The following is a 13,202-nucleotide window of genomic DNA, read 5'->3' as shown; positions in this document are numbered from 1 at the left end:
TGGTTTTGGCGAGGGAAAAAATAGCTTCGGAAGTACGGCTTGGATGTTCGGAAGCTGCTCGCCGATGTTCTGAAGATCGGTGTCGATGTTGTTGGGCATCGGCGCCGACGCTCTGAAGTATCAATTGGATGTTCGGAACATCGGGGGAGGATGTTCTGAACTAGTTAAAGATAGTGGTACAAGTTCGGCGCCGATGTTGGCGAAGATCGGCGCCGGTTCTTTTTGATGCGGGGAGCATGTTGAAGAACATCGGCTTGGATGTTGGGGAAGATCGGGGCCGGAGTTCTGAAGTCGTAATTTGATGTTCAAAACGGCTAATTCGGGGGGCGGGCCTATATCGTCTTGCCGATTTTCTGCGCTCTGGACGCGATCGTCCGCAGCTCCGCCATCGCCGCATCGATATCCATCGCCGCATGGCCCTGCGAGGTATCCATCTCGCCGATCGCGGCCATCGCCTGGTCGATCTGGGTCATCGCGATTTCGTTCTCGGCGAGCCAGCCGTCGATGCGGTTGCGCTGCCGCTCGAGCAGGCTCATGCGCTCTTTCAGCGTCGCGATCTCGCGGTCCTGGGCCTCGGATTCGATGCCGTCGGTCTCCAGGTGCTGCAGCCGCCGCGCGATGTGCTGCACGTCGATCGCCGACAGGCCTTTCAGCGCATCGGAAATCCGCGTCAGATTGTCCAGCCCCGCCAGGAACACCTGCTCGGTCATGCCGAGAAAGCGGCTGAAGGTCATCTCCTTCGGGTCGAGCTTGCGGCGCAGCAGGCCTTCGAAGGCCTGGTACTTTTCCTTGAAGGCGTCGAGCTGGGCCTGGCCCGGCTCGAACGACACCTCGGCGAACTCACCGCGCAGGCGCGCCATGGTTTCATCGGCGCGGCCGGCCAGCGCTTCCTGCAGGCGCTTCAGGTAATCGGCCGCGTGCTTATCTCGGCGCATGGTGAAATCCAGCGCCCAGCCGCCGAGCCCGATCACGGCGCCGATCGCGGCCGGGGCGACGAAAATCATCGACGGCCCGAGCACCGCGGCGGCGAGCCCGCCGAGTATGCCGACCGCGGCCGGGTACAAGACATGCGGCTGGCTCAAGCTGCGACCGAGCACCGCGCGCGACACCGCCTGTGCCGAGAAGTCGGTGTTGGGCTTTGCGGATCGGCCTGCCGGGTCCGCCGCCATCAGTAGGGCTCGGCCAGCAGCACGAACTCGACCCGCGGCAAGCGATACGCGTAGGCGCGATCGCTCTCGCCGGCCTGGCGCGGCAGCGGCTGGCTCGAGCCGTAGCCGACTGCGCGTTCGCGGTCGGCATCCATCTTGAAGTTCTGCAACAGGTAGTCGGCAGCGGCCTGGGCGCGATCCTTCGACAGCTGCAGGTTCGCCGCGTCGTCGCCGCCGAGGCCGGTGTGGCCCTTGATCAGCAGCCGGTAGCGCGGATAGCGGCGCAGCTTGTCGGCGATGTCGTCGAGCGTCTGGCGGCTGTCTTCGTCCAGCGACGCGGTGCCGCGGGTGAAGCCGATCGGCTCGATGCGCAGTGTGCCCACCTGCTTCAAGCGATCCCAGGCGGCGTCGTCCAGCGGCTGGAATTCCAGCGCCAGCGTGTCGCTCTTGCCAGCGAGTTCGGGCCGCGCCTGCGGCAGATACAGGCTGGCGACGAACTGGCGGTTGGTCAGCCGCAGCGGGTCCTGGTCCGGCAGCGGATTGCGCGGGAAGTCGCCGGACGCGATCAGTACCTTGAGCGTGCCGTTGATGGTGTCGAGCAGGCCTTCATCGCCCGGCAGGCCGGACGGAAGGATGCCGAACCACTGCGCGCCGTTGTCGTCGAGCCCGGCCCAGGCCACGCCCTGCATCACCGTGCGCGCCTGCGCCGGCGGCAGCGCGGTGTAGGCGGCGACATCGCTCTCCAGCTCGGCCGGATGCTCGCCGTACCAGCGCAGGGTTTCGAAGTAGGCTCGAAGCAGCAGGCTCAGCTGCGCCGATTCCTGCTGCACGCTGCGGCGCGAGGCGAGCAGCACGTCGACGATCAGGCGGTCGGTGTCCTCGGTGCCGAGCAGCTTGACGATGCCGGGGCTTGCCAACGCGCGCGACACATCCGGCTCCCACAGCACGGCGACATCGACCTCGCCTTTCAACAGCTTGTCCAGAGCAGCCGAAGAACCATCGGTTTCGACGCGCCAGGCGCCGCCTTTCTTCTGCAGCTCGGGGATGTCGAAGTGCACGCCGACGCTCTTCAGCAGATGCTCGCTCGGCGACGCCGGCGTATACGCGATGCGCGCACCGGCCTGCGCTTTCAGCGCGTCGAGATTCGGCACCACCGATGCGCGCGCGACGATCGCGTCGCCGCCCTTGGATTCGTCGATGACCGCGACGATCGTCGCCGGATACGCGCTGGCCGCGCCATTCAACAGATAACTGTCGACGGTGGCGACCGCATAATCCAGCCGACCGTCGGCGAGCTTGCCGATACGGCCGGCGGTGTCGGCATGGTCGTCCTCGCACTGCAGCGCATAGCCTTCCGCACGCAGGCGCTTGGTCAGCTGCGGCGAACAGATCATGAAGTAACCGACCCAGCTGTCGACACCGACGACGATGCGCCCCTTGCTGCCGGCCGCGTCGGAGGTGCTGCGCTGCTGGTAGTCGCGGATCTTCGGCTCGGCATAACGCCAGCCGACGATCGCCAGCACGCCCAGCAGAATCACGCTGATGAAAATCTTGACGTGAACCGTCACGGTTTCGCCGTCTGATCCTGGAAGTCGCTGACATCGAAGGCCGGCGCCTCGGCCAGCACATTGCCCAGGCCTTCGTTCAACTGTTCGGGACTGTCGGCGGCGGTGTAGTAGACGCGGCCCGGCTGGTTCAGCACGTGCTCTTCGCCGATACAGAATCCGATCGTGTGCAGCACCACCGGCGAATGGCTCAGCAGGGTGTTCACCGCGTCGGCCGGATCTTCACTCGCCGGATCGGGATAGCCGTCGGTGACCAGCACCAGGTGATAGTCGCCGTAACCTAGCTGCTGACGCGCCTGCGTGGTGAGCTTGCCGTAGCCGAGTTCGATGGCGGACTTCAGCGGCGTGCCGCCGTGCACCTCGACTTTCTGCAGCGCCTTGCGGAAGGCATCGCGGTTGCCGATGCCCAGCGGCACGCGCTCGGACAGCCCGGCGTCGTCGAACACCGCCAGGCCGAGATTCGCCTGCGCGGGCACCGACTGGACGAAGCGCGACAGCGCGGCGACCGCGACCTCGATCTTCGGCTTGCCGCCGGAGCAGTCGACGCGATGCATACTGCCGGAGCCGTCGAGCACGACGTAGTAGTTCGCGGTCGCCGCCGGCACGCCGCTGGCGGCCGCGTCGGCATTGCGGGCGCGCATCGGCGGCCAGTCGTCGCGCGTCGCGGTCTGCGCATAGATGCCGCTCGGCAGCGTGTCGCTGCCGGCGCCGTCATCGTCGCTCACTTCGATGATCGAGGCCGGCTCGGTCTTGCTCTTCGGATCCTCGTGTTCGCCGCGGAAATGCTTCACCAGCAGGTAGGCGACCAGCGCGAACAACGCCCAGCCGATGCGGCCGCGGCTCTTGCCTTTGCGTGTGTTGTTCACGGCCATCAGAGCGGCTTGAAGACCGAGGACTCGGCCTCGACCTGGATGATGCGGAACTGCACGCGCATGTTGTCGCGCCATTCGCGCTCGTTCTTTGGCGCACAGGGGTCACTGCCGCACAGCCCGGACTTGGGATTGGCGATGCCGTGGCCGACCACCGCGAACTGGCTCGCGTCCAGGCTCACGCCCTTGGCCTGCGCGTAGGCGAGCACGCTGTCGCGCACCGCGACCGCGCGCGACAGCGACAGGTTCTTGGCCGCCTGCTTGATCTGGCCGAGCACCACGTCGGGCTTGCCGGCCTTCTTGTCGCGCAGGTAGGCCATCGGGTCGCTATGCCCTTCGACCGTGATCAGCGCGCCGCCGTAAGTCGAGGCGAGATCGACGACCTTGGCGAAAGCCTCCTGATACAGATCAGCGGAAAAACCGTTCTGATTCGGCTGGAAGAAGATCTCGAACGAGAACAGCTCGCCGTCGGCCAAGGTGCCCTGCTGCTGCTTGCGTGTGACCACCGCGGCGACCTGGTTCTCGTCGAAACGCGTCGCCTCGGCGGTCTTGCCGGCGCTGCTCAGGCCCTGCGCCAGCTTCGCGTAATCCCAGCCCGCCGCCGCGAGCCTGGCGCTGCCGGACGCGAGTCCCATGCTGGAAAACGCAGCCTGGATCTCCGCGTCGAGCTTGTCGAGGTTGCGTGGATAACCGGGTGTTGCGAAGAACTCGACGTTGCCGCGGTGGCCGACGAATTCGGCGTCGCCGTACAAGCCTTCCGCGTCGCCGGCCGCCTGCTCGCTGTCGAGCAGGATCTTGGCACTTGCCGCCATCGCCGCCTTGAACTCAGGCCCGCGCGGCTTGGCCGCCATCAGCGCGCGCAGTTTTTCTTCGCCGGCCATCAGCCCGTGGACGAAGCTCTCGACCGCTTTGCGATTCTTCGCCAGATAGTCGCTGCGCACCGCGTAGACGTCGGCGATGATCTTGTTCGCGGTCTTGGTCGACAGCAGGATGCGCGCACCTTTCACCGAATCCTCGGCGCCGCTGCCGACGGTGCCGCCGGAGGTCAGCACCAGCGCGTCGGGCGTGATCACGAACGCGGCGTCGACGTCTTTCTGCTGGAACGCGCGCATCGGCGTGTCGTCGGTGCCAGTCAGATCGGCCAGCCAGCGGATCTTGACGTCGGACGGCGACAAGCCCGCATCGCCGAGAATCTTGGTCAGGTAGTCGACATGCGGACCGTAGGCCTGCAGTGCGATGGTCTTGCCTTTCAGATCGCGCGCCGAGCCGATGCCCTGCTTGACCACCAGCGTGTCGCCGCCGGCGGACCAGGTCATCTGGTAGATCACCACCGGCCTGGTGCGCGGGTCCTTGTTGAGCAGGTCGGCAGCCATGTTGATCATGCCGAGCGTGCCGCGCAGGTACGGCGAGCGGCCCGTCATGTACGCGTCGACCTGCTTGGCGAATACGTCTTCGCGCACCAGATTCAGATCCAGGCCCTCCGCCGCGAACGCCGAGCCGGCTACGGTGCGCGTGGCATTGCCGTTGGCGAGAATCGTCGCGATGTCGCCGCCCCAGGTGATCAGCGGCACCTGGGTAGTGCCGGCTGCGACTTCGCCGACCGCGGTCTTGGCGAGCACGCTGCTCAGCGGCGGCGATTCGACGGTTTTAGGTGCTGCGGCAAACGCCGGCTGAGCGGATGCGAGGATCAAGCCCATTAAGGCCGGCCACCAGCGAAAACCCATGTGCCGCTCCCTTGACGCACCATGCGCCTGAACCGATTCTAATCAACATCGACTGCGCCGCGCCCGGCGCAGCGTAAAGCCAAATCACGCTGATACTCCCTCCCCCGCCTGCGGGGGAGGGCTGGGGTGGGGGCATGAAGGCGCGGCGCTGTCGTCCGCCCCCATCCCGTCGTTGGCTTAACTCGGATCGACATGAAGTCGATCCTCGCCGGGGCCAACGACTCCCCCGCAAGCGGGGGAAGGAGTAAAAAAGTGGATTGCCCATGAGCGACCTCGAAGATCTGGCCCTGCTGGTCGACGCACGCACGCCGCTGATCTTTGTCGACAGCAGCGACGCGGCGCGGGTGGAAGACGTATTCGCGCGTGTCGCCACGCGCTGCGGCCGACCGCTGTACCGCTGGAGCCTGGCGTCGGGGCTGAGTCGCGGCGACGGTACTGCGGTGCCCGGTGACCGCGGCGACAACCAGGCCGCCGACATCCTGGCGCAGATCCTCGCGCAACATGAGCTGGCGCTGTTCCTGCTGCACGATCTGGCGCGCTATCTGGAAGACCCGCTGACGGTTTCGCAGCTGCGCGAAATCGGCCTGCGCCATACCCAGGTGCCGCACACGCTGGTGCTGGTCGGCTCGGCGCTGAGCGTGCCGGCGGAGCTGCGCGCGGTGGCGACGCGCGTCGAGATGGCACTGCCGACGCTGGACGAGCTCAAGGCGCTGGTGCTCGAGGAAGCCCAGGCCTGGGGCGCCAGGCAACAGCGCCGCGTGCAGGCGACGCAGGCCGCGATCACCGCGCTGACCCGCAACCTGCTGGGTCTCACCCATGCCGACGCGCGGCGCCTGATCCGCAACGCGATCGCCGACGACGGCGTGCTGTCCGACGCCGATCTGCCGGCGGTGCAGGCCGCCAAGTACAAGCTGCTCGACCAGGGCGGCGTGCTCAGCTTTGAACTCAATACCACGAAGATGGCCGACGTCGCCGGCCTGGCGACGCTGAAGCGCTGGCTGGCGGACCGCCGGGACGTGTTCCTGTCCGACACGCCGCCACCGGGCCTGGACCCGCCCAAGGGCCTGCTGCTGCTCGGTGTGCAGGGCGGCGGCAAAAGCCTGGCGGCGAAATCAGTCGCCGGTGCCTGGGGCGTGGCGCTGCTGCGGCTGGATTTTGCCGCGCTGTACAACAAGTTCTACGGCGAAACCGAGCGCAATCTGCGCGACGCGCTGAAGACCGCCGGCGTGATGTCGCCCTGCGTGCTGTGGATCGACGAGATCGAAAAAGGCCTGGCCAGCGAGAGCGGTGACGATGGCGGCCCGGGCAAGCGCATCCTCGGCACCCTGCTGACCTGGATGGCCGAGCGCCGCGACAAGGTGTTCCTGGTCGCCACCGCCAACGACATCGCCGCTTTGCCGCCGGAGCTGCTGCGCAAAGGCCGCTTCGACGAAATCTTCTTCGTCGATCTTCCCAAGCCCGAGGTGCGCAGCGCGATCTTCGCCATCCACCTGAAAAAGCGCGGCCAGGACCCGGCCGCTTTCGATCTGCCGCGGCTGGCGCAGGCTTCGGACGGTTTCTCCGGCGCCGAAATCGAACAGGCGGTGGTATCGGCGCTGTACGCGGCGCACGGCCGCAGCGAGCCGCTGAGCACCGACGGTATCGCGCACGAACTGTCGGTGACGCGCCCGCTGTCGGTGGTGATGGCCGAGAAGATGAACTACCTGAGGAGCTGGGCACAGAGCCGCAGCGTGTCGGCCGATTAGGGCCTCTGGGCCATGACCCGGTGTAGGGCGGGTCGTGACCCGCCGTCGTCAAGCCCGAGCAAAAGCGGCGGGTCACGACCCGCCCTACGGTCTGCGCAAGGTTCATGGAGAGCTTCCCGTGTTCCTTGCGGACCTGCCGACGGACCCTGAACCCCTGCGTAGGCTGGGATGGAGCGAAGCGCAATCCCAGCAGCACCGTGGCCCGAATCCAGCGCTGGGTTTCCGCTGCGCTGCAACCCAGCCTACGGGTGGGTCGGGCGCTCGGTTCATGGAGAGTGCGCCTCTGGCGACGGCTGGGTATTTACCGGCCTAGACGAACCGGCCCGATTCTTGTGTAGTGTTACCGTCCGTTACGCGAGCACTCGTGCTGCTGCCCGCGTCCAACACCACCAGAACGAATCAGGGAGATTCAACGATGAAATTCCAGAACCTTCGCCGCGCCGCGGCGATGGCGGCTTTGCTCGTGATGAGCGTTGCCGCCGCACAAGACTCGGACCAGGCGCTCAGCAAGCGCTGCATGACCGTCATGCCGACCCTCGCCGAACGCGAGACCATCGACCGCAACCTGCAGAGCTTCCTGGCCTCACGTGCTGCGCGCGGCGCCTCGCTGAACAGCGCGGTCGGTTCGATCTCGGTGCCGGTCTACTTCCACGTGATCAACATCGGCAACACGCTGGCACAGGGCAACGTGCCGGACTCGCAGCTCGCCGACCAGATCGCGGTACTGAATGCCGCTTACGCGGGCACGCCGTTCGTCTACACGCTCGCCGCGACCGACCGCACCAACAATGCCGACTGGTACACGATGTCGCCGGGCAGCGCCGAAGAAAAGGCCGCGAAGAAAGCCCTACACAAGGGCGGCGCCGAATCGCTGAACCTGTATACCGCCAACCCGGGCGGCGGCCTGCTCGGCTGGGCGACGTTCCCGTCGAGCTACGCGACTCAGCCGAAGATGGACGGCGTCGTGGTGCTGTACACCAGCCTGCCCGGCGGCAGCGCCGTACCCTACGACGAGGGTGACACCGCCACTCACGAGATCGGCCACTGGCAGGGCCTGTACCACACGTTCCAGGGCAGCTGCACCGCCCAGAACGACGGCGTGTCGGACACCCCCGCCGAGCGCAGCGCCGCCTACGGCTGCCCGGTCGACCGCGACAGCTGCCCGGGCAAGGCCGGCCTCGACCCGATCACCAACTTCATGGACTACGTCGACGACTACTGCATGACCGAGTTCACGCCGGACCAGACCACGCGCATGGACCAGATGTATCAGCAGTACCGCGGCTAGGCATCGCGCTTTGTAGGTTGGGGTGAGCGCAGCGAACCCCAACGCTTCGTCCCGCGCCGATGTTGGGGTTCGCTGCGCTCACCCCAACCTACGCATCAGGCGTAGCGCCAGCGTGCCCCCTGCGCGCTGTCTTCGATGATCACGCCCTGCGCGGCCAGCTCGTCGCGGATGCGGTCGGACTCCGCAAAGTTCTTCGCCTTGCGCGCCGCGCCGCGGTCGGCGATGCGCTGTTCGATGATCTCGGGAGTCAGCGCCGATGTGGCCGGCTGCTGTGAGAACCAAGCGGCCGGTTCCTGCTGAAGGATGCCGAGCAAGGCGCCCGCATCGAGCAGCTGTGCTTTCAGCCGCGATTTCTCGGCCGCGTCTTCGGCCTTGTTGGCGCTGCGCGCCAGTTCGAACAGCTCGGCGAGTGCCATCGGCGTATTCAGATCGTCTTCGAGCGCGGCGACGAAAGCCTCCGGCGCGGTGACGCCGATCGCGGGCTCGACATCGCCCAGATCGCGCAGCGCGCCGTACAGGCGATCGAGTTTCCTGCGCGCGTCGGTGGCGACATCGTCGTTCCAGTCCAGCGGCTGGCGATAGTGGCCGGTCAGCAGCACCAGGCGGATCAGCTCGCCCGGCAAGGTCTTCAGCAGCTCGCGCACCAGCAGCACGTTGCCGAGCGACTTGCTCATCTTTTCGTGATTCACATTGACGAAACCGTTGTGCAGCCAGTAGCGCGCGTAGACCGCTCCGCCGTGCGCGCAGCTGCTCTGCGCGATCTCGTTCTCGTGATGCGGAAACACCAGGTCATGGCCGCCGCCGTGGATGTCGATGGTGTCGCCGAGCACCGCTTCGGCCATCGCCGAGCACTCGATATGCCAACCCGGCCGGCCGCGGCCCCAGGGCGAGTCCCAGCCCGGCTGATCCTCGCTGGAGGGCTTCCACAGCACGAAATCTCCCGCGTGTTTCTTGTACGGTGCGACTTCGACGCGCGCGCCGGCCATCAGCGACTGCTCGTCGCGCTTCGACAGCTGGCCGTAGTCCGGATAGCTCAATGTATGAAACAGCACGTGGCCTTCGCCGACATAGGCGTGGCCGCTGGCGATCAGCCGCGCGATCATCGACACGATCTGCGGAATGTGCTCGGTGACCTTCGGCTCGGCGTCGGTGGGCTGCACGCCGAGCGCTTTCAAATCCTCGTGATAGGCCGCCGTGTAGCGCTCGGTGATCACGCCAATCGCGACGCCTTCCTTGCCCGCCGCGGCATTGATCTTGTCGTCGATGTCGGTGATGTTGCGGGCGTAGATCACGCTCGGATAGCGCCGCCGCAGCACCCGCGCCAGCGTGTCGAAAACCACCGGCGGGCGGTAGTTGCCGATGTGCGCAAACGAATAGACCGTCGGCCCGCAGACATACATCGTGACCCGCTTCGGATCCAGCGGAACGAAGGCTTCTTTGTGCCCGGTCAGGGTGTTGTGCAATTGCATGGTCGCGGCGGCTGAAAAAGACGCGCAAGGATACCTGTTTGGATGTCGCCGGAGCTGTCGCTGGCAATGCCGCGGCGCACCGCCGCCGGTCGGCTGTGCGCCGTCCCGCTGATGAAACAGGCCTAGACTTCAGCGGCACTTCAGTTGACGCCGTCATTCCCGCGAATGCGGGAATGACGAATTGGGGGGAGATCATGGATACCACGTCGATTTCGCTCGCCTTATCCCAAGTCCGCCGTATCAGTCTGCTGACGGCGTCCGGCCTGTTGCTGGCCGCGAGCCTTGCCGGCTGCGCCGGGCAACCCGCGACGCCGGCCGATCCCGACAACCAACGCGCCTGGGTGCTCGGCGGCGCCGGCGAACTCGGTGAACCCGGCCCGGCGCTGGTCGAGCCGCAGCAGCTGCTCGAGATCAGCGAGGAGATGCGCCAGTTCACGCGGCAGGCCACCGTCACCGGCAAGAACGAAGGCGAGAAGATCCGCCTGCTGGTCGAGGCACTGCACGCCGACGACGGGCTCGCGCTGCGCTATGACGCGACGGCGACGCTGACGCCGCAAGATGCCTTCGCGCAGCGCCGCGCCAACTGCATGACGCATACGCTGCTGTTCATCGCGCTGGCTCGCGACATCGGCATCGACGCGCGCTTCAACCACGTCGAGATTCCGCCGATCTGGGACATGCGCGGCGATCATGTGGTGCTGTACCGCCACATCAACGCCCGCATCGGCGCCTCGCAGAGCCTGTTCCGCATCGTCGATCTGACGCCCGAAGAATATGACCCGGCCTATCGCCAATGGACGATCACCGACACCGAGGCCGCGGCGCAGTTCTTCAACAATCGTGCGGTGGATTTGCAGGCGCAGGGGCAGGCCCGTGAGGGGCTGCGCTACCAGCTGCGCGCCATCGAGCTGGACCCGGAGCAGTCGTTCCTGTGGTCGAATCTCGGCCATTTGTATCTGGGCATCGGCAATGTGCGAGCGGCCGAAATCTCGATCCGGACTGCACTAAAGCTCGATCCCGACAGCCTGTCCGCCTACGGAACGGCGACGCGGATTTATGAAGCGCTGGGCGAACATCAGCGTGCGCTGAACTACCGCCGCCAGGCCGAGTATCTGCAGCGTCGCAATCCCTACTATCACTATCAGCTGGCGGAACAGGCCTTCGCACGCAACCAGCCGCTACGCGCGCTGGATGAATCCAAGAAGGCGATCTCGCTGTATCCGGAAGATCACCGGTTCTTTCTGCTGCTCGGCGCGGTACTGAGCCGGCTCGACAAGCCCGAGCTGGCGCGCAAGAGCATCGAAGTCGCGATCACGCTGACCGCGGATGAAAACCTGCGCTCGCGCTATCGCAGCAAGCTCGACCGCATCGCAGCCGCGACCAAGCCGGCGCCGGGCTGAGGCACCTGCAGCGTGTAGGTTGGGGTGAGCGCAGCGAACCCCAACAGATGTCCGCGCCGATGTTGGGGTTCGCTGCGCTCACCCCAACCTACTCAGCTCGCAAGTCGGGTGAGGCCCGGCCCACACAGGATTCAACCCGTGATCGCGCCTTTCTCGGCGCCGCTGACCAGGCGCGCGAACTTGGCGAGCACGCCGCTGGTGTAGCGCGGCGCCGGTTGCTTCCACTCGGCGCGGCGGCGCGCCAGCTCTTCGTCGGAGACGTTGACCTGGATCAGCTGATGCCGCGCATCGATGGTGATCGAGTCGCCTTCCTTGACCAGCGCGATCGGGCCGCCGACGAAGGCCTCCGGCGCGACGTGGCCGACGACCATGCCCCAGGTGCCGCCGGAGAAGCGGCCGTCGGTGATGAAGCCGGTGCTCTCGCCCAGGCCGCGGCCGGTGATCGCCGAGGTCGGCGCCAGCATTTCCGGCATGCCCGGGCCGCCCTGCGGACCGATGTAGCGGATGATGATCACGTCGCCGGCCTTGATCCGGTCGCCCATGATGGCCTCCATCGCGGCGGGCTCCGAGTCGAACACGCGCGCCGGGCCGGTGATGCTCGGGTTCTTCAGGCCGGTGATCTTGGCCACGGCTCCCAACGGGGCCAGATTGCCCTTCAGGATCGCCAGATGGCCCTGCGCGTACATTGGCCGGTCGAACGGGCGGATCACGTCCTGGTCGGCGCGCGGCTCGGCCGGGATGTGCTCCAGCTCCTGCGCCATGGTCCTGCCGGTGATGGTCATGCAGTCGCCGTTGATCAGACCTTTGACCAGCAGCATCTTCAGCACCTGCGGCACGCCGCCGGCCTTGTGGAAATCCACGGCAACGTACTGGCCCGAAGGCTTCAGGTTGCACAGCACCGGCGTCTTCAGGCGCACGCGCTCGAAGTCTTCCAGCGTCCATTCCACGCCCGCTGCGTGCGCGATCGCCAGGAAATGCAGCACGCCGTTGGTGCTGCCACCAGTGGCCATGATCAGCGCCGCCGCGTTCTCGATGCTGGCGCGGGTGATGATGTCGCGCGGCCGCAGGTTCAGGCGGACGGCGTTGACCAGCACCTGCGCCGACAGTGCCACCGAATCGCCTTTCTCGGAATCCGCATTTGCCATCTGCGACGAGCCCATCAGGCTCATGCCCAGGGCTTCGAATGCCGACGACATCGTGTTGGCGGTGAACATGCCGCCGCAGGCGCCGAGACTCGGGCAGGCGTTTTTCTCGATGCCGATGAAATCCTCGTCCGACATCTTGCCGGCGGCATACGAGCCCACTGCTTCAAACGAGGACACCACGGTCAGATCCTGGCCTTTCCACTTGCCCGGCTTGATCGTGCCGCCGTAGCAGAACAGGCCCGGCACGTTCATCCGCGCCAGGCCGATCATCACGCCCGGCATGTTCTTGTCGCAGCCGCCGATGGCGAGCACGCCGTCCATGAACTGGCTCTGCGTGGCGGTCTCGATTGCGTCGGCGATCACTTCACGCGACACCAGCGAATACTTCATGCCCTCGGTGCCCATCGAGATGCCGTCGGTGACGGTCGGGAAGCCGAAGCTCTGCGGCATCGCACCGGCGGCTTTGAGCGCCGCCTCGGCGCGCTTGGCCAGCGGGTCGAGGCCGGCGTTGCAGGGGTTCATCGTCGAATGGCCGTTGGCGATGCCGACGATCGGCTTTTCGAAATCGCCGTCACCGAAGCCTACCGCCCGCAGCATCGCGCGATTGGGGCTGCGGGCGACACCGGCCGTGATGTTGTGGCTGCGGCGGTTGGGGCGTGAGTCGACGGGCTCGGACATGGCGAAATCCTGGCTTGAACGGTCTGGTAGGGGCCTGCGTGAGGCCGCGGAGGATACACCAAGCCTGGGGGGTTCCCTGAGCCAATGTTGGGGTTCGCTGCGCTCACCCCAACCTACGGAAAGCGGTCGGCGGCGGTTGGGGTTCGCGGTCGGCAGTTCGCTAAGCTAGCG

General features: G+C 66.3%; 9 protein-coding genes. 3 read left to right on the top strand and 6 right to left on the bottom strand.

The genetic code is table 11. From position 1 onward, the window contains the following. Positions 1-332: 332 nt before the first annotated feature. Genes JWQ90_RS28595 through JWQ90_RS28580 form a run of 4 tightly spaced genes read right to left on the bottom strand, consistent with a single transcriptional unit; the run spans position 333 to position 5,306 of the window. Positions 333-1,169 carry a hypothetical protein gene (locus JWQ90_RS28595; protein ID WP_299698503.1) on the bottom strand — a complete coding sequence of 279 codons (837 nt, stop codon included), beginning with the start codon at positions 1,167-1,169 and terminating at the stop codon, positions 333-335. Further along, positions 1,169-2,716, bottom strand: coding sequence for a phosphate ABC transporter substrate-binding/OmpA family protein (locus JWQ90_RS28590; protein ID WP_299698502.1), 1,548 nt, complete (start codon positions 2,714-2,716; stop codon positions 1,169-1,171). Before JWQ90_RS28590 ends, JWQ90_RS28595 begins: the two co-directional genes overlap by 1 nt. After that, the gene (locus JWQ90_RS28585; RefSeq protein ID WP_299698501.1) at positions 2,713-3,585 is read right to left on the bottom strand and encodes a vWA domain-containing protein; all 873 of its coding nucleotides are present in this window, start codon (positions 3,583-3,585) and stop codon (positions 2,713-2,715) included. Before JWQ90_RS28585 ends, JWQ90_RS28590 begins: the two co-directional genes overlap by 4 nt. After that, positions 3,585-5,306, bottom strand: coding sequence for an ABC transporter substrate-binding protein (locus tag JWQ90_RS28580; protein ID WP_299698500.1), 1,722 nt, complete (start codon positions 5,304-5,306; stop codon positions 3,585-3,587). The genes JWQ90_RS28585 and JWQ90_RS28580 overlap by 1 nt, the downstream gene beginning before the upstream one ends. A 263-nt stretch (positions 5,307-5,569) precedes the next feature. Here JWQ90_RS28580 and JWQ90_RS28575 point away from each other — a divergent pair, with 263 nt between their 5' ends. Further along, entirely contained in the window at positions 5,570-7,051 is a 1,482-nt protein-coding gene (locus JWQ90_RS28575) for an AAA family ATPase (protein WP_299698499.1), read from the top strand. A 415-nt stretch (positions 7,052-7,466) separates the two neighbouring features. Next, on the top strand, positions 7,467-8,339 hold the full coding sequence (locus JWQ90_RS28570) for a zinc metalloprotease (protein WP_299698498.1): 873 nt from the start codon (positions 7,467-7,469) through the stop codon (positions 8,337-8,339). A 95-nt stretch (positions 8,340-8,434) separates the two neighbouring features. Here JWQ90_RS28570 and cysS read toward each other — a convergent pair whose 3' ends face one another. Next, positions 8,435-9,808 (bottom strand): cysteine--tRNA ligase, encoded by a 1,374-nt coding sequence (gene cysS / locus JWQ90_RS28565; protein ID WP_299698497.1) that lies wholly within the window; start codon positions 9,806-9,808, stop codon positions 8,435-8,437. Between the two features lie 173 nt (positions 9,809-9,981). Here cysS and JWQ90_RS28560 point away from each other — a divergent pair, with 173 nt between their 5' ends. After that, positions 9,982-11,208, top strand: coding sequence for a transglutaminase domain-containing protein (locus tag JWQ90_RS28560; protein WP_299698496.1), 1,227 nt, complete (start codon positions 9,982-9,984; stop codon positions 11,206-11,208). A gap of 131 nt (positions 11,209-11,339) precedes the next feature. Here JWQ90_RS28560 and ilvD read toward each other — a convergent pair whose 3' ends face one another. After that, positions 11,340-13,031: a dihydroxy-acid dehydratase gene (gene ilvD, locus JWQ90_RS28555; RefSeq protein WP_299698495.1), complete on the bottom strand. Its 1,692-nt coding sequence runs from the start codon at positions 13,029-13,031 to the stop codon at positions 11,340-11,342. Positions 13,032-13,202 lie beyond the last annotated feature (171 nt).

The sequence above is a fragment of the Hydrocarboniphaga sp. genome, from assembly GCF_028291725.1.
Lineage (GTDB): Bacteria > Pseudomonadota > Gammaproteobacteria > Nevskiales > Nevskiaceae > Hydrocarboniphaga.
This window is presented reverse-complemented; position numbering and strand designations above follow the sequence as displayed.

Coding starts and splice junctions, on each gene's coding strand:
- JWQ90_RS28595 (WP_299698503.1), bottom strand. CDS start 1,169: ATGGCGGCGGACCCGGCAGGCCGATCCGCAAAGCCCAACACCGACTTC.
- JWQ90_RS28585 (WP_299698501.1), bottom strand. CDS start 3,585: ATGGCCGTGAACAACACACGCAAAGGCAAGAGCCGCGGCCGCATCGGC.
- JWQ90_RS28580 (WP_299698500.1), bottom strand. CDS start 5,306: ATGGGTTTTCGCTGGTGGCCGGCCTTAATGGGCTTGATCCTCGCATCC.
- JWQ90_RS28575 (WP_299698499.1), top strand. CDS start 5,570: ATGAGCGACCTCGAAGATCTGGCCCTGCTGGTCGACGCACGCACGCCG.
- JWQ90_RS28570 (WP_299698498.1), top strand. CDS start 7,467: ATGAAATTCCAGAACCTTCGCCGCGCCGCGGCGATGGCGGCTTTGCTC.
- cysS (WP_299698497.1), bottom strand. CDS start 9,808: ATGCAATTGCACAACACCCTGACCGGGCACAAAGAAGCCTTCGTTCCG.
- JWQ90_RS28560 (WP_299698496.1), top strand. CDS start 9,982: ATGACGAATTGGGGGGAGATCATGGATACCACGTCGATTTCGCTCGCC.
- ilvD (WP_299698495.1), bottom strand. CDS start 13,031: ATGTCCGAGCCCGTCGACTCACGCCCCAACCGCCGCAGCCACAACATC.